This window comes from Microbacterium oxydans (assembly GCF_006540085.1).
Lineage (GTDB): Bacteria > Actinomycetota > Actinomycetes > Actinomycetales > Microbacteriaceae > Microbacterium > Microbacterium oxydans.
The window spans coordinates 139,378-165,595 of the sequence record NZ_BJOG01000010.1; the positions used below are offsets into that span (position 1 = coordinate 139,378).

General features: G+C 67.9%; 24 protein-coding genes and 2 riboswitches. Of the genes, 6 read left to right on the forward strand and 18 right to left on the reverse strand.

The features are described from left to right. Positions 1-35 precede the first annotated feature (35 nt). Both dapD and MOX01_RS18460 read left to right on the forward strand, forming a co-directional pair. The gene (gene dapD / locus MOX01_RS18455) at positions 36-983 is read left to right on the forward strand and encodes a 2,3,4,5-tetrahydropyridine-2,6-dicarboxylate N-succinyltransferase (RefSeq protein ID WP_058633172.1); all 948 of its coding nucleotides are present in this window, start codon (positions 36-38) and stop codon (positions 981-983) included. Between the two features lie 289 nt (positions 984-1,272). Next, a complete protein-coding gene (locus MOX01_RS18460; protein WP_141371010.1) occupies positions 1,273-2,649 on the forward strand; it encodes a DEAD/DEAH box helicase in 1,377 nt (458 codons plus the stop codon). A 69-nt stretch (positions 2,650-2,718) separates the two neighbouring features. On the opposite strand, the gene MOX01_RS18465 is transcribed toward MOX01_RS18460, so the two are convergent. The 6 genes from MOX01_RS18465 to MOX01_RS18490 form a co-directional block, all read right to left on the reverse strand. Beyond that, on the reverse strand, positions 2,719-4,008 hold the full coding sequence (locus tag MOX01_RS18465) for a citrate synthase (RefSeq protein WP_045263168.1): 1,290 nt from the start codon (positions 4,006-4,008) through the stop codon (positions 2,719-2,721). A 191-nt stretch (positions 4,009-4,199) separates the two neighbouring features. Further along, a complete protein-coding gene (dapC, locus tag MOX01_RS18470; protein ID WP_141371012.1) occupies positions 4,200-5,312 on the reverse strand; it encodes a succinyldiaminopimelate transaminase in 1,113 nt (370 codons plus the stop codon). 11 nt (positions 5,313-5,323) lie between these two features. After that, the gene (gene fdxA / locus MOX01_RS18475; protein WP_045263079.1) at positions 5,324-5,644 is read right to left on the reverse strand and encodes a ferredoxin; all 321 of its coding nucleotides are present in this window, start codon (positions 5,642-5,644) and stop codon (positions 5,324-5,326) included. A 9-nt stretch (positions 5,645-5,653) separates the two neighbouring features. After that, positions 5,654-6,064 (reverse strand): histidinol dehydrogenase, encoded by a 411-nt coding sequence (locus MOX01_RS18480; RefSeq protein WP_141371014.1) that lies wholly within the window; start codon positions 6,062-6,064, stop codon positions 5,654-5,656. 49 nt (positions 6,065-6,113) lie between these two features. Further along, positions 6,114-6,428, reverse strand: a complete 315-nt coding sequence (locus MOX01_RS18485) for an AzlD domain-containing protein (protein ID WP_046749570.1) — start codon at positions 6,426-6,428, stop codon at positions 6,114-6,116. After that, positions 6,425-7,147, reverse strand: coding sequence for an AzlC family ABC transporter permease (locus MOX01_RS18490; protein WP_141371015.1), 723 nt, complete (start codon positions 7,145-7,147; stop codon positions 6,425-6,427). Before MOX01_RS18490 ends, MOX01_RS18485 begins: the two co-directional genes overlap by 4 nt. Before the next feature lie 104 nt (positions 7,148-7,251). Between MOX01_RS18490 and MOX01_RS18495 the strand changes: the two genes are divergently transcribed. Beyond that, positions 7,252-7,800, forward strand: coding sequence for a helix-turn-helix domain-containing protein (locus MOX01_RS18495; RefSeq protein ID WP_141371017.1), 549 nt, complete (start codon positions 7,252-7,254; stop codon positions 7,798-7,800). Positions 7,801-7,803: 3 nt separating this feature from the next. Here the strand turns inward: MOX01_RS18495 and MOX01_RS18500 are convergent, their stop codons facing one another. The 4 genes from MOX01_RS18500 to typA form a co-directional block, all read right to left on the reverse strand. After that, positions 7,804-9,435, reverse strand: a complete 1,632-nt coding sequence (locus MOX01_RS18500; RefSeq protein WP_141371019.1) for an MFS transporter — start codon at positions 9,433-9,435, stop codon at positions 7,804-7,806. Continuing rightward, positions 9,432-10,478, reverse strand: a complete 1,047-nt coding sequence (glsA, locus tag MOX01_RS18505) for a glutaminase A (RefSeq protein ID WP_141371021.1) — start codon at positions 10,476-10,478, stop codon at positions 9,432-9,434. The genes MOX01_RS18500 and glsA overlap by 4 nt, the downstream gene beginning before the upstream one ends. 98 nt (positions 10,479-10,576) lie before the next feature. Continuing rightward, the gene (locus MOX01_RS18510; RefSeq protein WP_052748831.1) at positions 10,577-11,473 is read right to left on the reverse strand and encodes an aggregation-promoting factor C-terminal-like domain-containing protein; all 897 of its coding nucleotides are present in this window, start codon (positions 11,471-11,473) and stop codon (positions 10,577-10,579) included. 196 nt (positions 11,474-11,669) lie between these two features. Next, positions 11,670-13,583: a translational GTPase TypA gene (typA, locus tag MOX01_RS18515; RefSeq protein ID WP_046749575.1), complete on the reverse strand. Its 1,914-nt coding sequence runs from the start codon at positions 13,581-13,583 to the stop codon at positions 11,670-11,672. 102 nt (positions 13,584-13,685) lie between these two features. Here typA and MOX01_RS18520 point away from each other — a divergent pair, with 102 nt between their 5' ends. The 3 genes from MOX01_RS18520 (at position 13,686) to MOX01_RS18530 (ending at position 15,137) form a co-directional block, all read left to right on the forward strand. Further along, positions 13,686-14,492 (forward strand): CPBP family intramembrane glutamic endopeptidase, encoded by an 807-nt coding sequence (locus MOX01_RS18520; RefSeq protein ID WP_061015447.1) that lies wholly within the window; start codon positions 13,686-13,688, stop codon positions 14,490-14,492. 88 nt (positions 14,493-14,580) lie between these two features. Beyond that, the gene (locus MOX01_RS18525; RefSeq protein WP_046749577.1) at positions 14,581-14,793 is read left to right on the forward strand and encodes a hypothetical protein; all 213 of its coding nucleotides are present in this window, start codon (positions 14,581-14,583) and stop codon (positions 14,791-14,793) included. 125 nt (positions 14,794-14,918) lie between these two features. Beyond that, positions 14,919-15,137, forward strand: a complete 219-nt coding sequence (locus MOX01_RS18530) for a hypothetical protein (protein ID WP_046749578.1) — start codon at positions 14,919-14,921, stop codon at positions 15,135-15,137. Between the two features lie 82 nt (positions 15,138-15,219). On the opposite strand, the gene MOX01_RS18535 is transcribed toward MOX01_RS18530, so the two are convergent. The 8 genes from MOX01_RS18535 to MOX01_RS18570 all read right to left on the reverse strand — a co-directional run bounded on the left by MOX01_RS18535 (position 15,220) and on the right by MOX01_RS18570 (position 25,767). Further along, positions 15,220-15,780, reverse strand: a complete 561-nt coding sequence (locus MOX01_RS18535) for a PH domain-containing protein (RefSeq protein WP_113681686.1) — start codon at positions 15,778-15,780, stop codon at positions 15,220-15,222. Between the two features lie 8 nt (positions 15,781-15,788). Continuing rightward, positions 15,789-17,453, reverse strand: coding sequence for a dipeptide ABC transporter ATP-binding protein (locus tag MOX01_RS18540; RefSeq protein ID WP_046749579.1), 1,665 nt, complete (start codon positions 17,451-17,453; stop codon positions 15,789-15,791). Beyond that, on the reverse strand, positions 17,450-18,391 hold the full coding sequence (locus tag MOX01_RS18545; RefSeq protein WP_046749580.1) for an ABC transporter permease: 942 nt from the start codon (positions 18,389-18,391) through the stop codon (positions 17,450-17,452). Before MOX01_RS18545 ends, MOX01_RS18540 begins: the two co-directional genes overlap by 4 nt. Beyond that, on the reverse strand, positions 18,381-19,310 hold the full coding sequence (locus MOX01_RS18550; RefSeq protein WP_046749581.1) for an ABC transporter permease: 930 nt from the start codon (positions 19,308-19,310) through the stop codon (positions 18,381-18,383). The genes MOX01_RS18545 and MOX01_RS18550 overlap by 11 nt, the downstream gene beginning before the upstream one ends. 94 nt (positions 19,311-19,404) lie before the next feature. Next, a complete protein-coding gene (locus MOX01_RS18555) occupies positions 19,405-21,048 on the reverse strand; it encodes a peptide ABC transporter substrate-binding protein (protein WP_046749582.1) in 1,644 nt (547 codons plus the stop codon). A gap of 228 nt (positions 21,049-21,276) precedes the next feature. After that, positions 21,277-24,129, reverse strand: a complete 2,853-nt coding sequence (gene gcvP / locus MOX01_RS18560; protein ID WP_061015449.1) for an aminomethyl-transferring glycine dehydrogenase — start codon at positions 24,127-24,129, stop codon at positions 21,277-21,279. A 61-nt stretch (positions 24,130-24,190) separates the two neighbouring features. Then, positions 24,191-24,568, reverse strand: coding sequence for a glycine cleavage system protein GcvH (gcvH, locus tag MOX01_RS18565; RefSeq protein WP_046749583.1), 378 nt, complete (start codon positions 24,566-24,568; stop codon positions 24,191-24,193). Then, positions 24,565-25,767 carry a glycine cleavage system aminomethyltransferase GcvT gene (locus MOX01_RS18570; protein ID WP_061015444.1) on the reverse strand — a complete coding sequence of 401 codons (1,203 nt, stop codon included), beginning with the start codon at positions 25,765-25,767 and terminating at the stop codon, positions 24,565-24,567. Before MOX01_RS18570 ends, gcvH begins: the two co-directional genes overlap by 4 nt. A gap of 54 nt (positions 25,768-25,821) precedes the next feature. Continuing rightward, positions 25,822-25,920: riboswitch (glycine riboswitch) on the reverse strand. Position 25,921: 1 nt separating this feature from the next. After that, positions 25,922-26,016, reverse strand: a riboswitch (glycine riboswitch). Between the last annotated feature and the right edge of the window lie 202 nt (positions 26,017-26,218).

Sequence of the window (26,218 nt, forward strand, 5' to 3'; positions counted from 1 at the left end):
CAGTCACCGCGCTGCGGGCGCGATAGCGTGGAGGGATGAGCGACGCGCGCACGGTATGGGGTATCGGACTGACCACGATCGCCGGAGACGGCACCGTCCTGGATGCGTGGTACCCCGAGGTGCGGACCGGAACCGCGGAGGCGGATGAGGCCGCCGTCACCGCGCTCGCGGATCTCACCGGAGCCGACCAGCGACGCAACGTCACGGTGGAGGTCGTGCAGCTGCAGATCGACCTCGACGCCGCACCGGCTTCGACCGCGGACGCCTATCTTCGTCTGCACGCGCTCTCCCACCTGGTGGTGCGCCCCAACGATGTGAACCTCGACGGCGTCTTCGCTCATCTCCCGAACGTCGCCTGGACCAACGCGGGACCCGTCCTGCCCTCGGACGCCGCCCGCCTGCGTCCGCTCCTCCAGCGGTCGGGCATCCAGGTCCAGGGTCTGGACAAGTTCCCCCGTCTCACGGACTACGTGCAGCCGACCGGTGTCCGCATCGCGGATGCTTCCCGCGTGCGCCTCGGCGCATACCTCTCCCCCGGCACCACTGTCATGCACGAGGGTTTCGTCAACTTCAACGCCGGAACGCTCGGCGCGTCGATGGTGGAGGGCCGCATCTCCCAGGGGGTCGTCGTCGGCGACGGCAGCGACATCGGCGGGGGCGCCTCCATCATGGGCACGCTCTCGGGCGGAGGGACGCACCGCGTCGCGATCGGCGCGCGCACGCTGCTGGGCGCCAACGCCGGCATCGGCATCTCCCTCGGTGACGACTGCGTCGTCGAAGCAGGCCTCTATGTGACGGCCGGCACGAAGATCGTCCTGGTCGACGGCCCCGTGACCGCCGATGGCGGGCGGAGGACGGTGAAGGGCGGAGAGCTCTCCGGTCAGGACGGACTGCTGTTCCGCCGCAACTCGCTCAGCGGTGCCGTCGAGGCCGTCCGCCGCGCCGGCGTCGGGGTGACGCTGAACGAGGCCCTGCACGCCTGAGACCCCCGGGCGGCGGGTGTCAGTGCGCGCAGGTGGCCTCGGCGACCCGCGCAGGAGCCGACATGCAGCCGAGCTCATGCATGCACTGGTAGACTGAATCCGTTGCGTGTACCGCCGGTACCCAACATCGTCGTCGTCACGGGGTCTCCGAGGACCGAAGCGAGCGGAACCGCTCCCACCACCAGCACGAGCTGGCCTTTCGAACGGCGAACCGATGCGCGATTCCGCGCCGTCGCCCACCTCACCCCCTATCTCGCGCCGTTCATTCGTGCGCTGACGGAGTTTCTGCATGTCTACTTTCCTTGAACTCGGCGTTCCCGCCGAGCTCGCCGCCGTTCTCGCCGACTCGGGTAAGACCGAGGCGTTCGCCATCCAGCGCGACACGCTGCCCGACTCTCTCGCCGGACGCGACCTCCTGGGTCGCGGACGCACCGGCAGCGGCAAGACCATCGCCTTCGCGCTCCCCCTCGTCGCCCGCCTCGCCGCCTCCGGCGGTCAGCGCCGCGCCGGCCTGCCGCGTGGTCTCGCCCTCGCCCCCACCCGTGAGCTCGCGACTCAGATCGCCGCGACGATCACTCCTCTCGCCGAGGCCGCCGGCCTTCGCGTCACGACCGTCTTCGGCGGCGTCAGCCAGCGCCCGCAGGAGCAGGCACTGCGCGGCGGTGTCGACATCGTCGTGGCCTGCCCCGGCCGCCTGGAAGACCTCATGAAGCAGCAGGTCCTCCGTCTCAGCGCGATCGAGGTCACCGTGCTCGACGAAGCCGACCACATGGCCGACCTCGGCTTCCTCCCCGGCGTCACCCGCATCCTCACGGCCACGCCTGCCGGCGGACAGCGCCTGCTGTTCAGCGCGACGCTGGACCGCGGTATCGACACCCTGGCGCGCCGCTTCCTCTCGAACGCGGTCAGCCACGAGGTCGATGAGGAGAGCGTTCCCGTCGGCGAGATGACGCACCGCGTGCTGGTCGTCGACTCCACCGACAACAAGACCGTTCTCGTGCGCGAGCTCGCCTCCGGCACCGGTCGGCGCATCCTCTTCACGCGCACCAAGCACCAGGCGAAGAAGCTGGCGAAGCAGCTCACCGCCGCGGGGATCCCCGCCGTCGACCTGCACGGCAACCTCTCGCAGAACGCGCGCGAGCGCAACCTCGGTGCGTTCTCGACCGCCCCTGAGGACGGCGGCGTGCGGGTGCTCGTCGCGACCGACGTCGCCGCGCGCGGCGTCCACGTCGACAACGTCGACCTCGTCGTCCACGTCGACCCGCCGGTCGAGCACAAGGCATACCTGCACCGTTCCGGCCGCACAGCCCGCGCCGGTGCTGCCGGAACCGTCGTCACGGTCGTGCTCCCTGAGCAGCGCCGCGACGTCAAGGATCTTCTGCGCAAGGCCGCCATCACGGCGCCGCTCGAGGACGTCACCGCCGCTGCGGTCGCCGAGCTCGTCCCCGAGCGCGCGCCGCACGTGCGCCCGGCACCGGTGCAGGCACCGCAGCAGCAGCAGCGTCAGTCCTCGAAGCAGCGTCCGGCCGGCGGCGAGAGGAACAGCGCGGCCAACCCGCCGTCGCGTCGCCGTCGTCGCCCCCGTCCCGGCGCAGGCCAGGGTGGCGGGTACTCCACGCAGAGCGGTCAGTCCCGCCAGGGCGGTCGCGGCTCGCAGGGTCGCTGACCCCGCTGCACGGCGAAGAAGAAAGCGCCCCTTCCGCTACGGCGGGAGGGGCGCTTTCTCGTCACGCGCTCAGCGCGTGGGGAACTGACGTTCCGGCGATCCTGTGTACAGCTGCTGCGGACGACCGATCTTCGTCTGGGGGTCGAGCTGCAGCTCGCGCCACTGGGCCAGCCAACCGGGCAGACGACCGATCGCGAACAGAACGGTGAACATGCGCGTGGGGAAGCCCATCGCCTTGTAGATGACGCCGGTGTAGAAGTCGACGTTCGGGTACAGGCGACGCTCCCGGAAGTAGTCGTCGGCCAGCGCCAGCTCTTCGAGCTCCTTGGCGAGGTCGAGGAGCGGATCGGTGACGCCCAGCGACGAGAGCACCTCGTCGGCCGCGTCCTTGACGAGCTTGGCACGGGGGTCGTAGTTCTTGTAGACCCGGTGCCCGAAGCCCATCAGCTTCACGCCCTCTTCCTTGTTCTTCACCCGCTCGACGAAGCGCGAGACGCTCTGCCCGGAGTCGCGGATCTGACCGAGCATGGTCAGCACGGCCTCGTTCGCCCCGCCGTGGAGCGGACCGGAGAGAGCCTGGATACCGGCGGACACGGATGCGAACTGGTTGGCTCCGGTCGAACCGACCAGGCGGACCGTGGACGTCGACGCGTTCTGCTCGTGGTCTTCGTGCAGGATGAGGAGCAGCTCGAGAGCCTTCGACATCACCGGGTTGACCTCGTACTCCTCGCTGTGAACGCCGAAGTTGAGCTTCAGGAAGTTGTCCACGAAGCTCAGGGAGTTGTCGGGGTACAGGAAGGCCTGGCCGACGCTCTTCTTGTGCGCGTAGGCCGCGATCACGGGGAGCTTCGCGAGCATGCGCACCATGTTCAGCTCGACGTGCTCCGGGTTGTGCGGGTCGGTCTGACCCTCGTAGTAGGTCGAGAGCGCCGCGACCGCCGAGGACAGCACCGACATCGGGTGCGCCGTGTGCGGAAGCGCCGAGAAGAAGCGCTTGAGGTCTTCGTGCAGGAGGGTGTGCCGGCGGATCTTCTCGTCGAACTCCGCCAGCTCGGAGGCGGAGGGCAGGTCGCCGTAGATGAGGAGCCACGCGACCTCGAGGTAGCTCGTCGAACCCGCGAGCTGCTCGATCGGATATCCGCGATACCGCAGGATGCCCTTGTCGCCGTCGATGAACGTGATCTCCGACTTCGTCGACGCCGTGTTGACGAAACCGTAGTCCAGGCCGGTGTAGCCCGTCTGTCGCGTCAACGTCGAGAAATCGATGCTGTCGTGCCCCGCCGTGCCGCGCAGCACCGGGAATTCAGCGGTCGTGTCGCCGATCGTCAGCTTCGCCGTCTGGTCTGCCGCTGCACTCACGCGGACCTCCTCGTAGTGTCCGCCCCCGCTCGTCGCGGTGGGTTCGAACAAGATCTTGATCAAGCCTGAACTGGCGATCTCACGGCGCTCAGGCGCCAGGTCGGGTCACGACCGAATCGCCTTTACAGCCTAGTAGTCGCACAGGCCTACTGTGACATCCGCCAAAGGGACGCCCCCTCCGAGGAGGGAATCTACATATCGGCCACAGTGAGACGGCGCGCGGCCTCGGCCACATGAGCCGTCGATGCGGTGAGGGCCAGGCGGACATGCTGCCCGGAGTCACCGCCGTAGAACGGACCTGGACCGGCCAGGATGCCCAGATCGGCCAGTCGTCCCATCGATTCCCAGGAGTCGCGCCCCTCGGTCGCCCAGAGGTAGAGCCCGGCCTCCGAACCGTCGATGCGGAAGCCTGCGGCCTCCAACGCGGGACGCAGGGCATCGCGGCGGGTGCGGTAGAGAGCCTTCTGGACGGCGACGTGCTCGTCGTCCGCGAGCGCCACCGCCATCGCGTGCTGCACCGGTGCCGGGGGCATCAGCCCGAGATGCTTGCGGGCAGTGAGAAGCTCGCCGACGACACGAGCGCACCCGGCCACGAACGCCGCACGGTAGCCGGCGAGGTTCGACTGCTTGCTCAGCGAGTAGACACTGAGCAGGTTCGCACGACTTCCGCCCGTCACCCGCGGGTCGAGGACCGACGGGATCGACTCGGTCGCCCAGACGCCGTCCCAGCCCAGCTCGGCATAGCACTCGTCGCTCGCGAGCACGGCACCGAGCTCACGAGCACGACGCACGGCAGCGGCGAGCTCATCGACGGTCCAGGTGCGTCCGTCCGGGTTGCCCGGGGTGTTGATCCAGATGAGCTTGGTGCCCTCCGGCCAGTCGGCGGGATCGTCCGCGGGAAGGGGCGTCGCTCCAGCGACGCGGGCGCCGACCTCATAGGTCGGGTAGGCCACGCGCGGGTGGACGACGATGTCTCCGGCCCCCAGGCCGAGCAGTGTGGGCAGCAGCGCGACGAGTTCCTTGGATCCGATCGTCGGGAGCACGTTGTCGACCCGGAGGTCGGGCACTCCCCTGCGCCGGGCGTACCACTCGACGATCGCCTCCCGCAGGGTGGGTGTGCCCACCGTCTGCGGATAGGCATGCGCATCCGTGGCCTCGGCCAGGGCGCGGCGGATGATGTCGGGGGTGGGGTCGACCGGAGAACCGACCGAGAGGTCGATCAGTCCGTCCGGGTGCTGCTGCGCGCGCTCACGGAACGGGACGACGGCATCCCACGGATAGTCGGCGAGATCGCGGACGCTCACGGAGCCAGCGCCTACTCGCCCTGAGGCGGCAGAGCCGCGACGATCGGGTGATCGAACGAGTAGACACCCACCTTGGCGGCGCCACCGGGCGACCCGATCTCGTCGAAGAACTCGACGTTGGCCTTGTAGTAGTCCTGCCACTCATCGGGCAGGTCGTCTTCGTAGTAGATCGCCTCGACGGGACACACGGGCTCGCAGGCGCCGCAGTCCACGCATTCGTCCGGGTGGATGTAGAGCGAGCGTTCGCCCTCGTAGATGCAGTCAACGGGGCACTCGTCGATGCAGGCGCGATCCTTGACATCGACGCACGGGAGGGCGATCACATACGTCACCCCCTCAGTCTACGACTCGCGCGGCTCGGGTTCCTGCGCGGCAGGCGCCTCCGTGCGCGCCGGGAGGCGTCGGACGGAGGGCCAGGCGACGACGAGCAGGACGATTCCGGCGACCAGATAGGTCCAGATCTGCCCGAGGAACGAGGCGGGCACGACGACGGATCCGCCCGGCCCCTCCCCGGAGATCAGCACCAGCATTCCGATCATCCCGAGTCCGGCCGCGACAGCGGCGCCCCTGTCATGCGTGAGGGTTCGGACGGCGATGAGGATGGCAGCGCACGCGATGGCCGCGATGATCATGCCGATGGGGATGGGGCCCCACATCACACTGTGACTGATAGTGCCGGCGACGCCGTAGACACCGCCGACGAGGGCGGCAGCGATCCACGACAACACTCTCGACACCCAGCTCACGCGCACCTGTCGATCTTACCGATGAGCCCCCGCCGGACGGGATCGGGGAGGTGGGTCATGCGGCGATCCCGAACAGACGCAACAGGGCTGCGACCGCCGCCGCCGCGACGACGACCACGAGGAAGGACTGCCGCAGCCACAGGAGGCCGCCGGCGACCAGCAGCGCGGGCACGCGAGCATCGACCGTGATCGCCTGACCGTCGCCGAGGGTCTGCACGGCCACGAGAGCCGCGAGCAGACCCACTGTCAGCAGATCGGAGATGCGGGCGGTGCGTGGCGCCTCCAGCACCCGAGGGGGCACCAGGTATCCGGCCGCCTTGAGGGCGAGGCAGATCAGGGCGGCGAGGAGGATCGCACTCCACACGGTCACGAGGCCGCCCCCGCACCCCGGTCCGCTCCACCGTCGGTCGAGGCCGCGGGACGACCCCACCAGCCGAACCAGCCGACGGCGATCGCGACGACCGCAGCCACCAGAACCGGAAGGCCCGGCATCAGGAACGGCGTGAAGGCCGCGGCGACGACAGCCGCGGCGACGCCGACCGCGACGGCCTGCCGCTGCCGGAGCCGAGGCCAGAGGAGAGCGAGGAACGCCGCGGCTGCGGCCGCATCCAGTCCCCACGTCCTGGGGTCGCCGAGCACGTCGCCCACGAGCGCCCCGACGAGGGTGGTCATGTTCCACCCGACGAAGATGCCGATCCCGGTCACCCAGAAGCCGACCTGCCGCAGCCGAGGATCACCCTGCGAGATCGCCACGGCCGTCGACTCGTCGATCGTGAAGTGCGCAGCTGCGGCCTTGCGAGCCGGTCCGCCCCCGATGATGGGTGACATCCGCATGGCGTAGGCGACGTTGCGGACGCCGAGGAGCGCAGCCGAGGCGATCGCGGAAGGCAGTGCCGACAATCCCCCGGCGGTGAAGACGCCGACGAAGGCGAACTGGGACCCCCCGGTGAACATCAGCAGACTCAGCACACAGGTCTGCCAGACGTCGAGCCCCGACGCCACGGCGAGCGCGCCGAAAGAGACCCCGTACGCACTGGTCGCCAGCACCACGCCGAGTGCCTCACGCCAGACCTCACGCTCCGCGGTCATCGCGCCGCCCAAGAGCTGCCGTTCGCTTCGGTGAACACATGGTCATAATTCTGAACACGTTTTTCGGCATAGTCAAGCGAACGATCGTTTGACATGATGAACGTATGGAGGAACTTCGTACGCGCATCGCCCGCACCCTGCGTCGGGAACGTGAGGCGGCGAGCCTGTCGGTGTCCGAACTCGCTCGACGGGCCGGGGTCTCCAAGGCGACGGTGTCCCAGCTCGAGAGCGGCTCGGGCAACCCCAGCGTCGAGACGCTGTGGGCCCTCGGTGTCGCACTGGGTGTGCCCTTCGCCGTGCTCGTCGACCAGCAGTCCAACGCACCGACGCTGATCCGCGCAGACGATTTGTCCGGGGTGCCGTCCTCCGCTGCCGCCTACAGCGCGACCCTGCTGTCTGCGAGCCCGCCCGGCGCACGCCGCGACGTCTACCTGATCCAGGCGGAGCCGGGGGACGCTCGTCGATCGGACCCCCATCACCCCGGGACGATCGAGCACGTGGTCCTGATGGCCGGCCAGGCGCGGATCGGCCCGGCGGAGAATCCCGTCCTCCTCGACCCGGGCGACTACCTGACCTACGCCGGGGATGCGCCCCACGTCTTCGAGGCGACCGCGGCGGGCACCAGAGCCGTCCTCATCTCGGAGCTGCGCTGAGCCTCACTCCCCTCCCGAGACCGGCGACGGATCGGGGATCTCGTGCGGCCGATACTGCGGCAGCCGGGAAGCGGGAAGGATCGCGAGCGCGCTGATCCCCGCCAGCAGAAGGAGCCCGAGCTTGAGAGTGCCCAGGCGCGACTCCTCGTTCACCACCACCGCGGCGTCGATCTGCTCGGGCGTCGCGTCCGTCGCCTCGAGCGCGGCGCGCAGATCGTCGTTGCTGATGAAGTTGATGTTGTCCATGTCGACCTGGGCGACGAGGGACGGCGGCAGCTCGGGATGCTCGACGACCGCACGACCGACGCTGAGGCCGAGGAGGGACACCAGCAGCGCTCCGGCCAGCGCGGTGCCCACCGCCGAGGCGAGGTTCTGCGTGGTGCCTCGCAGCGACCCCACATCCCCCGCGAGCTCGGCCGGAGCCGCCGTCACCAACACGTTGAACACCAGGGTCACCAGCGCCCCCTGCCCGATGCCGAAGACGATCAGGCCCAGGATCGTCGGGATCGTCTCCCAGTTGTTGTTGACCACGAACGACAGCCACACCAGGGCCGCCGTGGTGAGGATGAACCCGACGACGCCGATCGTGCGCGGTGGGAACCGCTTGTACAGCCGCACCACGAGGGTGGCGGTGACGAAGACCGTCAGGTTGAACGGCATCATGGCCATCGAGGTGTCGAACGGCGTCCTGCCCTGCACGATCTGGATGTAGAGCGGGATCGTGAAGTTCACGCACGCTTCCAGCGCCACCACGATGAACATCGCGTACACGGCGGCGCGCTCGCGAGAGGATCCGAGGACGCTCAGGTCGATCAGGGGCACCTTCCCGTCCGCCATCCGCTTCCTCGTCCACAGGAAGAACGCCTGGCCGAGCACGAGGCCGACCACGATGAACACGGGGGCCGGCGAGAGGCCGAGCACCGAGAAGGGGGCATCGGCCGTCGCCGCCACGGCACCCCACGAGTTCAGGTTGTTGAACCCGAGGGTCAGCAGCACGATCGCCGCGCCGATGAGCAGCGAGGCGACGAGGTCGATGCGGATCGACGCGTCGCCGCGATCCCCCCGCAGGGTGAAGCTCAGGGCGAACACCACCACGGCGATGCCGAGCACGATGAAGAACATCGGTCGCCAGCCCACCAACGTGCCCAGCGTCCCTCCGATCAGGAAGGCGCTGACGCCCGAGATCGCGCGCGCCGAACCGATGGCGCCGATGGCGGTCGCCTGCTGAGGCCCCCGGTAGTTCTCGGCGATGAGAGCGACGATCGACGGTACGATGATCGCGGCAGCCGCCCCGGCCACGGCCTGCCCCGCGATGGCCCACCACACGGTGGGAGCGAGGATCATCATGATCGACGAACCGGCGAACAACGCGATCACGATCCGGAAGATCACGACCCAGCCGATCCGCTGCCCGAGCTTCGCGCCGGTCATCACGAGCGCCGCGACGGCGAGGCCGTACATGACGATGGTCGTGCTCGCGACCGTCGGCGGCACTCCGAACTCGCTCACCATGCCCCCGAGCGAGATCGGCAGCGCGGCGACGTTGAACGACATCAGCACCTGCGCGAGGAAGAGGCTGACCATCGGCAGCCACGAGGTCTTGATCGGGGTCTGCGGTGCGGGGATCTGGGTCATGACAGCTCCAGGGGTGCGGAGGGCGAGGCGGGAGAAGACGCAGGATGGGGGACGGCCGACGAGGCGAACAGGTTCAGCCCGAGCGCCCGCGACAGGTAGCCGACGGCCATCTGCGAGCGGACGGAGTTGCCCGCCTCGTCGAGTCGAGGAGAGAACCCCGCGACGGCGCCCTTTCCCGGCGCGATCGCGACGATGCCTCCGGAGACACCGGACTTCGCGGGGAGTCCGATCTCGAACAGCCAGTCGCCGGAGCGTTCGTAGAGGCCCGTCGATGCGACGACCGCGAGCGTGTCGCGGCACACGTCCGCCGAGACGACCCGCTCGCCCGTGACGGGATTCACTCCCCCGTCGGCGAGCGTGGCGCCCATGACCGCGAGGTCGTGAGCCGTGACCCCGAGCGCGCACTGGCGCGTGTACACATCGACCACCTCGTCCGGGTCACCCGCGAGCCGCCCGTAGCTGCGCAGCAGGCGTCCGAGAGCACGGTTGCGGTCGTTGGTCGCAGCCTCCGAGGCGTACACGACGCCGTCGAGGCTCAGCGGGCGGCCGGCGAACGCCGAGAGCCCCTCCCGCATCCGCTCCCACTGCTCCACGGATGTCGCACCGGGCATGAGCGCTGTCGTGGCGATCGCCCCCGCGTTGACCATGGGGTTCATCGGGTGGCCGTCGTTGAGCTCCAGCGCCATCACGGAGTTGAAGGCCAGGCCGGTGTTGTTCACCCCGACGATTTCGCGCACGCGCTCATGGCCGTGCTCCTGGATGGCCAGGGCGTACACGAACATCTTCGAGATCGACTGGATCGAGAACGGATGCAACGCATCACCGGCGTCGTGCAGCCCGCCGCCGACCTCGATCACCGCCAGACCGAACAGCTCCGGATCGACCTCCGCGAGCACCGGGATGTAGTCCGCGACGCTCCCGCGGCGCTCGTCGGCGTAGCGGGCGTGAGCATCGCGCACCACCTCCTCGACGCGGTCCCACCCCGGCAGCGCGCCGGTGGACGCCTCCTGCGGGACACCGTGCCATGCTGCGGGGTCGAGCACATCTCCTCCTCGGATCCGTGACGTCCCCCAGCCGTCAGAGTCACCGTAGCGCTCGACGACCGCCTTCACCTAGAGCATGTGCAGCGTTGCGGAGGGCATCAGTACCAGTTCATCGCCTGGGAGTGCGACCACGCGCTGCAGGGAGTGCCGTACACCGACGAGATGTACCCGAGACCCCACGCGACCTGCGTGGCCGCGTTCGTCTGCCAGTCGGAGCCGGCGGAGGCCATCTTGCTTCCGGGGAGCGCCTGCGGGATGCCGGTGGCACCGCTGGGGTTGTACGCCTTGTAGTTCCAGCCGGACTCCTTGTTCCACAGGGAGTTCAGGCAGGAGAACTGGTCACCGCCCCATCCGTACGTGCTCGACATGATCTGCTGTGCGGCCGCCTTCGCCCCCTCGGGAGTGTTCGCTGCAGCCAGCGCGGCTGCGGCCTGCTGTTCCGCGGCGGCCTGGGCCGCCGCCTGCTCCGCTGCGACCCGCGCTGCCTCCTCCTCGGCCTGCTTCTGCTGGGCGGCGGTCAGCGCCCCGCGCAGCTCCGCGGTGTCGGCGACCACGCTCGCGGTCTCATCCTGCGCCTTGTCGGCGAGGACGCCGACGAGCAGCACCGGCGTCACCTCGGTGTCATCGAGCTTCTCGATGTCGCTTTCGAGATCGGAGGTGTCGACGGAAGTCACTGCTCCCACATCGAGGCCGGCGGCGGCGACCTCAGCGCTCAGGGTCTCGGCTGCGGTGACCGCGTCCTTCGCCTGTGCCAGAGTGGCGGAGGCATCCTCCGCGATCTCTGCCAGCGGCTGAGCGCCCGCCAGTGCGGGTGCGGTGACGGCCGCAGCAGGGCTCATGGCTCCCACCGCGGGGGTGGAGGCCAGACCGACGCTCAGCGTGATGCCGACCAGCGTCGCCGATGCGACGCCGAGGATGGTCATGGGACGGTGGGCCGCGTTACGGGCTGATGCCGCCGCGGAGGCGCGCCGAAGCGCACGGGTCTTCTGAAGCATTGGGTTCGACTTTCGGGTTGTCGTACGCCCTTTAAGGAGACTCATCGGGAGCTCGTCCCAGGCGCAAGTGAACCACTCTGAACGATGAACCTGAACGAAAACAATCCCTCACCTGGGATTTACATGAGAAGAGGGCCCCGCGCACGCCTTTCGGCGGCACGGGGCCCTCTCACTCGGAGCGTGTCCGAGGCTGTTCTCAGACGCTCGCGTCCTGGCGCTTCAGGCGCGCGGTCTCGCGTGCACGCGTGTTCGCGTCGAGGTTCACCTTGCGGATGCGCACGACCTCGGGGGTCACCTCGACGCACTCGTCGTCGCGGGCGAACTCGAGGCTCTCCTCCAGCGTCAGCTGGCGCGGAGGCGTCATCGACTCGAAGGTGTCGGAGCTCGCTGCACGCATGTTGGTGAGCTTCTTCTCCTTGGTGATGTTCACGTCCATGTCGTCGGCGCGCGAGTTCTCGCCGATGACCATGCCCTCGTAGACCTCCTGCGTGGGCTGCACGAAGAACGACATGCGCTCCTGCAGAGCGATCATCGCGAACGGGGTGACGACACCCTGACGGTCAGCGACGATCGAGCCGTTCTGACGCGTCGTGATGGAGCCGGCCCACGGCTCGTAGCCGTGCGAGATCGCATTCGCGATACCGGTGCCGCGGGTCGTGGTCAGGAACTCGCTGCGGAAGCCGATGAGGCCGCGCGACGGGACGATGAACTCCATGCGCACCCAGCCGGTGCCGTGGTTGGTCATGTTCTCCATGCGACCCTTGCGGTTCGCGAGCAGCTGCGTGATCGCGCCGAGGTGCTCCTCCGGAGTGTCGATCGTGAGGTGCTCGAACGGCTCGTAGGTCTTGCCGTCGATCTTCTTCGTGACCACCTGCGGCTTGCCGACGGTGAGTTCGAAGCCCTCGCGACGCATGTTCTCGACGAGGATGGCGAGGGCCAGTTCTCCACGACCCTGCACCTCCCAGGCATCCGGGCGTCCGATGTCGACGACCTTGAGCGAGACGTTGCCGATGAGCTCCTTGTCGAGACGGTCCTTGACCATGCGAGCCGTGAGCTTGTGCCCCTTGACCTTGCCCATGAGCGGCGAGGTGTTGGTGCCGATCGTCATGGAGATGGCGGGGTCGTCGACCGTGATGGCCGGAAGCGGACGGACGTCCTCGGGGTCGGCGATGGTCTCGCCGATCGTGATGTTCTCGAAGCCGGCGATGGCGACGATGTCACCGGGGCCCGCGGACTCGGCAGGGTAGCGCTCGAGTGCACGCGTCTTCAGGAGCTCGGTGACACGCGCATTCTGGTGCGTGCCGTCAGCGCGCACCCAGGCGACGGTCTGCCCCTTCTTGAGGGTGCCGTTGAAGATGCGGAGCAGGGCGAGACGGCCGAGGAACGGGCTGGAGTCGAGGTTCGTGACCCAGGCCTGCAGCGGGTGCTCGTCGTCGTACTCCGGCGCCGGCACGTGCTCGAGGATGGCTTCGAAGAGCGGCTCGAGGTCGTCGTTGTCCGGAAGCGTGCCGTCGGCGGGACGGTTCTGCGAGGCGGCGCCGGCACGACCGGAGGCGTAGACCACCGGCACGTCGAGAAGAGCGTCGACGTCGAGGTCGGGCACGTCGTCGACCAGGTCGGAGGCGAGACCCAGCAGCAGGTCGTGCGCCTCTTCCTCGACCTCGGCGATGCGCGCGTCAGGACGGTCGGTCTTGTTGACCAGGAGGATGACGGGCAGCTTGGCCTCGAGAGCCTTGCGCAGCACGAAGCGGGTCTGCGGCAGCGGACCCTCGCTGGCGTCGACGAGCAGCACGACGCCGTCGACCATCGACAGGCCGCGCTCGACCTCGCCACCGAAGTCGGCGTGGCCGGGGGTGTCGATCACGTTGATCGTGATCTCCTTGCCGCCGGCGTGCTTGCCCTTGTAGGTGATCGCCGTGTTCTTGGCGAGGATCGTGATGCCCTTCTCACGTTCCAGGTCGTTCGAGTCCATGGCGCGCTCATCGACGTGAGCGTGTTCGCCGAAGGAACCCGTCTGACGCAGCATGGCGTCGACGAGAGTGGTCTTGCCGTGGTCGACGTGCGCCACGATTGCGACGTTGCGGAGGTCAGAACGGAGGGCGTGCGCCATGCAGGTGTCCTAAAAGATGTGGGGTTTCGCCGGGAAGCCGACGTTCCAGGATAACGCAAGCTCGGGGCCGGTTCCTGAAAAGCAGGTCGTAGCATCGAGATCGTGACCCGACCACAGGCTCCGTGGGACCTCCCCGACCTCTCCCCCGCCCCCTCCCGTGCTCGACTGTGGTGGGAGATCGCGATCGTCCTGGCGCTGGGTCTCGGCCAGTCGGCGGTCTACGCGATCGTCCAGCTGGCCTACCGCCTCACGGACGACGTGCCGATCGCCGATCAGGTGGCGAAGCTCAACCCGTCTCGGAGCGACAGGGAGATCTTCGACCTCGTCTACCAGGTGCTCGCGATCGGGTTCTCGCTCGTCCCCGTCGTGCTGGTGTGTTTCCTGCTGTGGCAGTCGCGACGTCCGCATCTGGCGCGACTGGGGCTGGACGGCACCGGTGTCGCGAAGGATGCAGGCCGCGGCATCCTGCTCGTGCTCGCGATCGGCATCCCCGGCCTCGGTCTCTATCTCGCCGGCCGGGCGCTCGGACTGACCGTGGCCATCGATCCTGCCGGGATAGACGCGTATTGGTGGACCGTTCCGGTTCTCCTGCTCGCGGCGGCCCGCGCTTCCCTGCAGGAGGAGTTCGTGGTGCTCGGATACCTCTTCACACGGCTGCGACAACTCGGGTGGAGTCCGTGGACGATCATCATCTCCACTTCGGTCCTGCGGGCGAGCTACCACCTGTACCAGGGGTACCCGGCGTTCGTCGGCAACCTCGCGATGGGGCTGCTCTTCGGCTGGCTGTATCACCGCAGCGGGCGGCTGATGCCCTTCCTCGTCGCGCACTTCCTGATCGACGCGGCCGCGTTCGTCGGGTATCCATGGGCCGCGGCGATGTGGCCTGAGCTGTTCGGTCTCCCCGGCTGAGTGACGACGGGTGGGATGGCTCTCCCCCTTCGCTGACGGAGTGCTCTAGCCTGAAGGCTTCCAACGACGGAAAACGGAGGGAAGTCTCATGAAGATGAACAGGATGACCAAGGCGGGGGCCGCGATCGCCATCGCAGCAGGGATCACGCTGCTCAGCGTCGCGCCCGCATCGGCAAGTGTTTTCGGGCCCTACTCGTCGGCGGCGCAGTGTAACGCCGATCGCACCGATTATGTCAGGGGCGGGGGGAAGGCCGCCCCCTGCATCCCCGGCACCGGAGGCTGGTACTTCCAGACGTACTGAGCATCATCGAGGATCGAGGCGGCGGGCATCAGCCCGTCGCCTCGATCCGTTGACACCCGTCGGACCTCGCCCCTAGGCTCGGGGCACCCACGACGACGTGGGTACGACAATCCGGGGGGATTCGAATGAAGAAGAAACTGTCCGCAACGGCCGCAGGCATCGTCCTCGTCACGGGAATGGTGTTCGGCGGGGCCGCTGCAGCGCAGGCCGCCAGCTGGTTCGGCCCGTTCACCGATCTGTCCTATTGCCAGGCCGAACGACGGATCTTCATGCAGGAGGGCTACAGCGTCGGCTCCTGCGTGCACCGCAGCGGCCAGCCGGGGTACTGGTTCTCCTACTCCTGAACCGGCCCCGAACCGTATTGCGACGTGCCCCCTGTCCTCGTGAGACGGCAGGGGGCACGTGTGCGGGGAAGTGGGAAGTATCTCAGCCTGCGGAGGCGATCATCACGGCGACGACCGCCCACACGACGATGATCCCGAGCGCTGACAGCGCCCTGGCGTCCCAGGAGCGACGGATCGGCGCACTCGCCGCGTGACCCGCAGCAGCCTGCCAGCGGTCGCGGATGTCCGTCAGGCCGCGCAACGACGCGGAGACTTGCACTTCCTCGTCGCGCATCTTGCTTCGTCTCGGACGCGCGTGCGCCGGTCCACCCCAGCAGGTGAGCTCCGTGTCATCGTCGAGCGAGAACCGCAGCTGCCACTGCAGGTCGATGTCACGGACCCGGTGCCAACCGAACTCGGTGCGCCGCAGCATGTTCTGGACGAGTGCCCCGTCGTCGCTGATGCGGACCATCGACACGAAGCTGATCTCGTAGATGATCCACAGGCCGAGGAGCACCCACGGTGCGAGGAGCAGCGTCTGCCCCCAGCCTCCGCGCACGACGGCGTCGCCGAGCAGGAACACCGCCAGAGCGAGGCTCACGACCATGACGACCGTGCCCGAGGACGAGCGGAAGGTCCGCCCGTCCTCGGGAGAGTTCGGCATCGCCACGATCAGAGGCCACCCAGAGGGATGGACGCACCGGGGATCGCTTCGAGCAGACGGCTCGTGTACTCCTGCTTCGGGTTCGCGAAGGTCTCATCGACCGTGCCCTGCTCGACGATCCGGCCGCGCTCCATGACGCAGACCAGATCGCTCGAGACACGCACCACCGCGAGGTCGTGCGTGATGAACAGGTAGGTGAGGCCCAGCTCCGTCTGCAGGTCGGCCAGCAGCCTGAGGATCTGCGCCTGGACGAGCACGTCCAGAGCGGAGACCGCCTCGTCGAGCACCACGATGTCCGGCTTGAGCGCCAGAGCACGCGCGATCGCGACCCGCTGGCGCTGTCCACCCGACAGCTCGCTCGGGTAGCGGGTTGCCAGATCCTGCGGCAATGACACCTGATCCAGAAGCTCACGCACGCGCTCTCGACGCGAAGTGCGATCACCCACACCGTGGATCTCGAGCGGTTCGGCGATGGTGTTCTCGAGATTGCGCAACGGATCCAGAGAACCGTACGGGTCCTGGAACACCGGCTGCATGCGCCGGCGCAGACCGAAGGACTGTGCGCGGGAGAACCCGGACACGTCCATGCCGTCGATCTCGATCGTCCCCGACGTCGGGTCCTCCAGCTTGAGGACCATCTTGGCGACGGTCGACTTGCCCGAGCCCGACTCGCCGACGAGAGCCAGCGTCTTCCCGCGCGGGATCTCGAACGACACGTCGTCTACGGCGCGGAACATCTCGCTGCGGAAACCGCCCTGTCGGATGCGGTAGTCCTTGGTGAGGCCGGCCACTCGCACCGTGGGAGGGATGGCGGCGAGATCCTCGAGCGTCTCCACACCGCGGTCCTCGACCACAGCCTGGATGCGCTGGGATGCCACGCTGGGCGCGGCGGCGACAAGGCGCTTGGTGTACGGATGCTGCGGGTTCTGCAGGATCTCCCGGCTCGGTCCCGACTCCACGATCGTCCCGTTCTGCATCACGATCAGGCGCTCCGCGCGCTCGGCAGCGAGACCGAGATCGTGCGTGATCAGCAGCATCGAGGTTCCGCGGTCGCGGGTCAGGCTCGCCATGTGGTCGAGGATGACGCGCTGCACCGTGACGTCGAGGGCCGAGGTGGGCTCGTCCGCGATCAGAAGCCGGGGGTCCGCGGCCAATCCGATCCCGATGAGCGCTCGCTGGCGCATACCGCCCGAGAACTGGTGAGGGAACTGGCGCAGGCGCTTGGCCGCGTCAGCGAGCCCCGCCTGCTGGAGCACCTCGATCGCCCGAGCCCGGACCGCCGCGCGTCCCTGGGCGAGGCCGTTGGCACGGACCGCCTCCTCGACCTGGAAGCCGATGCTCCAGACGGGGTTGAGGTTCGACATCGGGTCCTGCGGCACGTAGCCGATCGCCTTGCCGCGGATGCGCTCCATCTCCCGCTCGGAGAGGTGCGTGAGCTCCTCGCCGTCCAGGGTGATGCTCCCGCCGGTGACCTTTCCGGTGCCGGCCAGCAGTTTGATGATGGACGTCGCCGCCGTCGACTTGCCCGAACCGGACTCGCCGACGATCGCGACCGTCTCCCCTGCCATGACATCGAAGCTGATGCCATGCAGGACCTGTCGTGTGCCGTTCTGCGTGTCGAACGCGACCGTGAGATCGCGGACGCTCAGCAGCGGGGTCGTTGCTTCACTCATCGGCGTGCCCTCGCCCTCGGGTCGAGGGCGTCTCGGATGAGCTCACCCAGAAGGATGAACGCGAGCACCGTGATGGTGAGCGCGATCGACGGATAGATCAGTGCCATCGGCGCGACACGCAGCGAGCGCTGTGCCTGGCTGATGTCGTTGCCCCAGGACATGACGTCGCTTCCGAGACCGACACCGAGGAAGCTCAGGGTCGCCTCCGCGACGATACCGCCGGCCAGTGCCAGGGTCGCCAGCACGAGCAGCGGAGCGAACGCGTTCGGGATCACGTGGGACAGCAGGGTGCCGAAACGCCCCTTCCCCAGCGCGGCCGACGCCATCACGAAGTCCGCTTGTTTCACTCTGAGCACTTCCGCCCTGACGACACGCGCCGTCGCGGCCCAGGCGAACCCACCGATCGCGAGGGCGAGGGTGAAGACGTTGCGGTACTGCGCGAACACCGTCATCACGACGACCGCCGCGAGGATGTAGGGGATCGAGAAGAAGATGTCGCCGACGCGGGAGAGCACGGCATCGAGCCATCCTCCGTAGTAGCCGGCGAACGCACCCATGATCAGACCGAGAGTCGAGCTGATGATCGTCGCCAGCAGGCCGACGCTGATCGATGTGCGCGAGCCCCAGACGATGCGCGACCAGATGTCGCACCCCTGGAACGTGTAGCCGAGGGGATGGCCGGCGGCCGGTCCCGCATTGGAGTTCCCGAGCTCACACTGGTTGTTCGGAGGCGTCTGCGTGAAGAGCGTCGGCCACAGGGCCATCAGCAGGATGAGCGCGACGATGCCGAGCGAGATCCAGAACGACGGGCGACGGCGCAGATCGGTCCACGCGTCCCGCCAGAGACTCGCAGGCTTGCCTTTGACGTTGATGGCATCCGTCGGCGGCTGTTCGGCCACCACCGGTGCGACGTAATGGGAGGGACGGTCACTTGACATAGCGGATCCTCGGGTCGAGCAGCCCGTAGAGCAGGTCCACGAGCAGGTTGACGAGAACGTAGATGATGACGAACACCGTCACGAAGGAGACGATCGTCGGTCCTTCGTGCCTCAACGTCGCCTGGAACAGGGTCTGCCCCACGCCGGGAATGTTGAAGATGTACTCCGTCACGGTCGCTCCGACGAGGAGCACACCGAAGTTCGTCGCCGAGTTGGTGATCACCGGGATCAGGGAGTTGCGCAGCACGTGCACGGGGATCACGCGATTGCGTGACAGCCCCTTGCCGTATGCCGTGCGCACCCAGTCCTGGTTGAGGGTGTCGAGCACAGACCCGCGCATGAGCCGCATGCTGGTCGCGTACAGGCTCAGCCCCAGCACGATGGCGGGAAGCCACAGATCGCCCCAGTCGTTCTGGCCACCGACGGTCGGACGGAACCAGCCCAGTTTGATCGCGAGGAAGTACTGCGCGAGGAAGGCGACGACGAAGATCGGCATCGACAGGAAGACGAGCGAGACGATCAGCGAGGCGTGGTCGAACAGCTTGCCCTTGCGGAGCGCGGAGAGCGTTCCGATGATGATCGCGAGCGTGAACTCGATCGCGATCGCCATGATGGCCAGACGTCCCGTGATGGGGAGCGTGCGTGCCAGCACGGTGCTCACGGACTCACCGGAGAACGTCGTTCCCATGTCGCCCTTGAAGACGCCGGTGATGTAGTAGAAGTACTGGACGAGGAACGGGTCGTCCAGGTGGTACTGCGCTCGGATCGTGGCGAGCAGCTGCGGGCTCGGCGGTTTGTCACCGAAGAGCGCCGCGATCGGGTCACCCGGCATCAGGAAGACGAGCGCGTAGATGAGAAGCGTCGCACCGAAGAAGACCGGGATCAGCTGAAGAAGTCGCCGCAGGGTGTAGGCGAGCATCCTTGCTCCTTTCGTGGAGTCGGAGTCAGCCGGAGTGCACGACGCGAGGCGGTGACGTCGCCGCCACCGCCTCGCTGCCGTTCACTCCAAGGGCCTACTCGGCCTTGGTGATCTCGTAGTAGAGCGGAACCGAGTTCCAGCCGACGGTGACGTTGTCGACCGAGTCGCCGAAGCCACCGATCGAGTTCTGGTACCAGAGCGGGATGACCGGGAGGTCGTTGAAGAGGATCTCCTGGACCTTCTCGTAAGCCGCGTTCGCGTCGTCCGCGCTCGTGGCCGCTGCACCCTCTGCGAGCAGAGAGTCCACCTCGGGGTTCGAGTAGTCACCGTCGTTCGACGATGCACCCGTGCCGTAGAGCGGCTGCAGGAAGTTGTAGACGGCGGGGTAGTCGCCCTGCCATCCGGAACGGTTCGCCGTCTGGATCGTGCGCTTGCCCGCGTCGTCACGCGCGTTGACCGCTGCGCGGAGCGTGGCGAGGTCGACGTACGGTGCGCCCGACGCCTCGATGCCGAGCGTGTTCTTCAGCGAGTTCGAGACCGCGTCGACCCACACCTGGTGTCCACCATCGGAGTTGTACGCGATCTGGAAGGTGCCGGACCACGGGGAGATGGCGTCAGCCTTCGCCCACAGCTCCTTGGCCTTCTCCGGGTCGTACTTCAGGACGTCGGAACCGGGAACGCTGTCGCTCCAGCCGTCGATGACGGGCGTCGTGAAGTCGCTCGCCGGGGTGCGGGTGTCGGCGAAGATCTTGCTCGTGATCTCGTCGCGGTTGATCGCCAGCGAGATGGCCTGGCGGCGCAGGGTGCCCTCTTCGCCCGAGAAGTGCGGGAGCTGCCCACCGATGGTGAACGACTGGAAGATGGCCGCGGGCTGGTTGGTCGCCCGCTCGCCGAGCTCGTCCTCGAAGACCGCGAGGGAAGCCTCGGGGATCTGGTCGATGACGTCGATGTTGCCGCCGAGCAGGTCGGCGTACGCGCCCTCGGGAGCCGTGTAGAACTTCAGCGTCAGGCCGCCGTTCTGAGCGACGCGCTCACCCTTGTAGTCATCGTTCTTGACGAGGTCGATCTGGACGTCGTGCTGCCATGCTCCCTCCTTGGCGAGCATGTACGGGCCGTTGCCGATCGGGTTCTCGCCGAAGGCGTCCATGTCCTCGAAGGCGACATCGGGCAGCGGGTAGAACGCCGAGTAGCCGAGGCGGGTCACGAAGTCGGAGGCGACGTCACTGCTCAGGTCGATCGTGAAGGTCTGGTCATCGACCTCGGTGAGACCGGTGAGCTCGGAGTCTGCGTCGGGGTTGAAGCCGACGATGTCGGCGAACCAGGACTGGTTCAGTTGCGCGTTGGAGAGCTGCGCACCGTAGTTCCACGCGTCGATGAAGTTGTGGGCGACGACGTCTTCACCGTTGGTGAACTTGTTGCCCTCCTTCAGCTTGACCGTGACCTTGTTCGGCGCGTCGACCGTGATCGACTCGGCCATGTCGTTGACGAGAGCACCGTCGCCGTCGTAGAAGGCGAGACCTGCGAAGACGGAGTCGAGAATCTTGCCGCCGTTGACCTCGTTGGTGTTGGTCGGGATCAGCGCGTTCTCCGGCTCGCCTCCGTTCGCCGAGATGATCGCCGACGCCGAGCCCTTGGAGCCCTCATCGCCGGAGTCGTTCCCGCCTGCGCAACCGGCCAGCGCCAGGGCGCCGACCACGAGCAGAGCGCTGCCCGCGAGGGCAATCCTGTTTCGTTTCACTTTTCGTCCTCCTGTGGACAGTGCTGAGTCTGCGCGCTCACCATCGAGCACGCAGGGATACCTGAGCGTAACCCGCCGCTTGGCCCCCCGCCGCCTTCAGCTAACGAACTGTTACTGAGTGGTGACCATCCGTAACACCCGCGAAACACCTGGAAACACCGGGAAACACAGGACGGTGTCGCGCTTCCGCACGGAAGCGCGACACCGTCTGCTCAGATGCGCACCGGCTCAGGCGAAGGCCTCCACCGGCGGGCAGGCGCACACGAGGTTCCGGTCGCCGTACGCCTGGTCGATGCGACGCACGGGCGGCCAGTACTTGCCGGCGACGAGCGCATGGACGGGGTAGGCGGCTTCCTCCCGCGTGTAGGGGTGCTCCCACTCCCCCGCGATGAGGGATACCGCGGTGTGCGGTGCATGCACCAGCGGATTGTCGTCCGCGGGCCAGCGCCCCGCCGCCACGGCTTCCGCCTCGGCCTTGATCATGATCATGGCCTCGATGAAGCGCTCGATCTCATCGAGGTCCTCCGACTCCGTCGGCTCGACCATGAGCGTGCCCGCGACGGGGAACGACATGGTCGGAGCGTGGAAGCCGTAGTCGATGAGGCGCTTGGCCACGTCGTCGACGGTGATTCCGGTCGCCTCCTTGAGCGGACGCAGATCGAGGATGCACTCGTGCGCGACGCGACCGTTCTCCCCCGTGTAGAGCACCGGGAAGTGGCCGCCCAGACGCTCGGCCATGTAGTTGGCGGAGAGCACGGCTGCCGCCGTGGCACGACGAAGACCGTCGGCACCCATCATGCGGACGTACGCCCACGAGATCGGCAGGATCCCCGCGGAACCGTAAGGAGCCGCCGAGATCACACCGCCATCGAACGTGTATCCGCCGAAGTGCTCGGCGCGCTGTGCGAGCGGGTGCGAGGGAAGGTAGGGGGCGAGGTGCGACTTCGCCGCCACCGGACCGATGCCGGGACCTCCCCCACCATGCGGGATGGCGAAGGTCTTGTGCAGGTTGAGGTGCGAGACGTCGCCGCCGAGGTCACCGAAGCGCGCGTAACCGAGCAGCGCGTTGAGGTTGGCCCCGTCGACGTACACCTGTCCGCCCGCGTCGTGCACGGCGGCCGTGATCTCGACGACCTGCTCCTCGTACACACCGTGCGTCGAGGGGTAGGTGATCATCAGAGCCGAGAGGTCGTCGGCGTGCTGGGCGATCTTCGCGCGCAGGTCGTCGAGGTCGACGTTGCCGAGCTCGTCCGTCGCGACCACGACGACCTTCATGCCCGCGAGCACGGCCGATGCCGCATTCGTGCCATGGGCCGACGAGGGGATGAGGCACACGGTGCGGTGGGTGTCGCCGTTCGCGTGGTGGTACCCGCGGATGGCGAGGAGACCCGCGAGCTCACCCTGCGAACCGGCGTTCGGCTGCAGCGAGACCGCGTCGTAACCGGTGACCTCGGCGAGCCAGCCCTCGAGCTGGTCGATGAGCTCGAGGTAGCCCTGCACATCGGACGCCGGGGCGAACGGGTGGATGCCGGCGAACTCGGGCCAGGTGATGGCAGCCATCTCGGTGGCGGCGTTGAGCTTCATGGTGCACGAGCCCAGCGGGATCATGCCGCGATCGAGTGCGTAGTCTCGGTCGGAGAGACTCTTCATGTACCGCATCATGGCGGTCTCCGAGCGGTGCGAGTGGAACACCGGGTGCGTGAGGTACTCGTCCTGACGGAGCAGGTCTTCCGGGAGCCCCCGCAGCTTGTCCCCGCCGAACATGCCGAACGCGCGGTCGTTCTTGCCGCCGAAGACAGCCGTGACGTGGTGCAGCTCGCCGAGGGTCGTGGTCTCGTCGACGGCGATGCCGACCGTGTCGGCGTCGGCGACGTGCAGCAGGATCCCGTGATCGTCATGGGCCCGAGCGGCGAACTCCGCCGCACGACCGGGCACGCGCACCTGCAGGGTGTCGAAGAAGTCCGCGTGCACGACCTCCACCCCTGCCTCGGTCAGCCAGTCACGCAGCAGCGCCGCCTTCGCCGTGGTCTGGGTCGCGATCTCCCGCAGCCCGTCCGGACCGTGGTACACGGCGTACATCGACGCCATGACGGCGAGCAGCACCTGGGCGGTGCAGATGTTCGACGTGGCCTTCTCGCGGCGGATGTGCTGCTCGCGCGTCTGCAGCGAGAGACGATACGCGGGCTTGCCGTCGGCATCGACCGACACTCCGACGAGGCGACCGGGGAGCTGACGCTCGAGGCCGGAGCGGACGGCCATGTAGCCGGCGTGCGGACCGCCGAAGCCCATTGGCACGCCGAAGCGCTGGGTCGTGCCGACTGCCACGTCGGCGCCTAGTGAGCCGGGAGAGGCGATGAGGGTGAGAGCGAGCAGATCGGCGGCCGCGACCGCGAGAGCGCCGGAGAGGTGCGCGGCGTCGAACACGGCCGACGGGTCCCAGACGCGACCGGATGCGCCGGGGTACTGCACGAAGACACCGAACAGGTCGGCGGGCAGCTCCTCGCCCGCGGCGAAATCGACCGTGACGATGTCGATACCGAGAGCTTCCGCGCGCGTGGCGAGCATCGCCTTGGTCTGCGGGAGCGCATCCGCGTCGACCGCGAACACGGTCGACGCCGACTTCGATGCGCGCCGCGAGAGCAGCATCGCCTCGACCACCGCGGTCGACTCGTCGAGCATGGACGCATTGGCCGTCGTGAGCCCGGTGAGTTCGGCGACCATGGTCTGGAAGTTGATGAGCGCTTCCAGACGCCCCTGGGAGATCTCCGGCTGGTACGGCGTGTAGGCCGTGTACCACGACGGGTTCTCCAGCACGTTCCGCTGGATCACCTGCGGCGTGATGGTGCCGTAGTACCCCAGGCCGATCATGGGTCGGTTCACGGTGTTGCGCGAGGCGAGCACCCGCAGCTCGGCGAGAGCCTCGGTCTCGCTCGCGGCAGAGGGGATGCGTGAAGGCGCGTCCGGGGAGTCGGACGACGGCCCGGTGTAGATCGACGCGGGCACGGCCTGGCGCATGAGCGCCTCGACCGGGCTCAGCGCGCCATCGGCCCCTGGGGTGTCGAGACCCAGGGCCGCGAGCATCGTGCGCTGCGCGGCATCCGTGGGTCCGATGTGACGATCGGCGAAAGTGACCACTGGTGAATCAGCCCTCCGTGAGTGCGACGTACGCGTCGCGGTCGAGCAGTCCGTCCAGCGCACCGGCTGCGACGGAGACCTTGAGCAACCAGCCGCCCTCGAAGGGCGCGGCGTTCACCAGCGACGGATCGTCGACGGCCGCGTCGTTGATCTCGACGACGGTTCCCGATACCGGCGCGTAGAGTTCGCCGACCGACTTCGTCGACTCGATCTCGCCGACGACCGCACCTGCGGTCACCTCGGTGCCGACGGCGGGGAGCTCGACGAACACGACGTCGCCCAGCTTCTCGGCGGCGTAGTCGGTGATGCCGATGGTCACGGTGTCGCCGTCGGCGGCGATCCACTCGTGCTCTTCGGTGTAGTGGAGTGCGGCGAGGTCGGTCATTTGGTCCTCCGATAGAAAGGCAGGGCGGTCACGGTCGCGGGGATCTTGGTTCCCCGCACGTCAAGGAATACTGCGGTTCCCTCTTCCGCGGAAGATGGGGTCACGTAGGCCATCGCGATCGGGTGGCCGAGAGTCGGGCTGAGAGCGCCGCTCGTGATCTCTCCGAGCACGGATCCGTCTTCGTCGACGACGGCGTATCCGGCGCGTCCTGCCCGCTTGCCCTCGGCGACGAGGCCGACCAGGACCGGCGCTTCCGATGCCTCTGTCGAGTCCTCGAAGGACGAGAGCGCCTCCTTGCCGACGAAGTGCTCCTTCGCCGTCACGACGACACGGCCGAGTCCGGCCTGCGAGGGGCGGGTGTCGGTGCTGAGCTCGTGGCCGTAGAGAGGCATCCCGGCCTCCAGACGCAACGTGTCCCGGGCGGCGAGGCCCGCAGGAACGAGACCATGCGGTTCGCCGGCAGCCAGCAGAGCGTCCCACAGGGCTGCGGCGTCGCCGGCAGGAACCAGCAGCTCGAAGCCGTCCTCCCCGGTGTAGCCCGTGCGTGCGATGAGCAGAGGCTCCCCGCGGAAGCGCGCGTCCGCCCAGGCGTAGTACTTCTGCTCCGCCCAGGGCGTGCTCAGCTCGTCGATGCCCGGCGTCGCAGCGAGAATCGCCTCGGCGGCCGGTCCCTGCACGGCGAGCAGCGCGAACAGGTCGGACACATCCTCCACATCGACACCGCGGTCGCCCAGGAATCCGGCGAAGGTGCGGTCCTCCCCCGGAGCCAGCGGCGGAAGCGCCCGCTCGACGAGCGACGGAAAGTCCCGCACGCGCTTGGCGAATCCCGAGTCCACGAAGCCACGGTTGCCGGCGTTGGCGATGACGAGGTAGCGGTCCTCCGCGAGCCGATACGCGATGACATCGTCGACGATTCCGCCGTTCTCATTCAGCATCAGCGAGTACTTCGCCTTGCCGACCGTCATGGCGGAGATGCGACCTGCGAGCGCGAAGTCGAGGAACTCGGCCGCCTTCTCGCCCGTGACGAGGAACTCGGCCATGTGCGAGATGTCGAAGATCCCCGCGTTCTGGCGCACGGCGTGGTGCTCGGCGAGGTCGGAGGTGTAACGCACCGGCATCTGCCAGCCACCGAAGTCGGTGAACGACGCGCCGAGTGCCTCATGGCGTTCGCGCAGCGGGGTGTAGCGGGGGTCGGACATGGAGTTCTCCCGGGCTGTGTCGGGCGGAACGGCGGCATCGCCGTTCCTCGGAACTCCCCCTCTGTCATGGGCCTGAGAGCTTCACCCGTGCACGGAGGCGGGGTTTTCACCGTCGGCGGATCCGCACATGAGACGGATCGCTTTTCAGAGTGGCCGGAACCGCGCGGTACGCGTACCTGAGAGATTGGCGGGGAGGCTTGCTCCTTCGGTGCCCGGCTGCGTTCGCCGGGGCTCTCCCGCGTGGGTCATTCGGCCTGTCTTCAGTTGTGGGTTCAGTCTAGCCGGTCGGCCCGTCGGTGCCGGATTCGCTCGACGCGCGTTCGAATCGCGCGAATGGTCCCATCCTGGACTCGGAAGGGACCATTCGCGCGATTCGAAAGCGCGATTCGAAAGCGGGGTGCGGTGCGGCTATCCGCTGATGCCGAGTTCGGTTCGGACCTCGTCGCGGAGG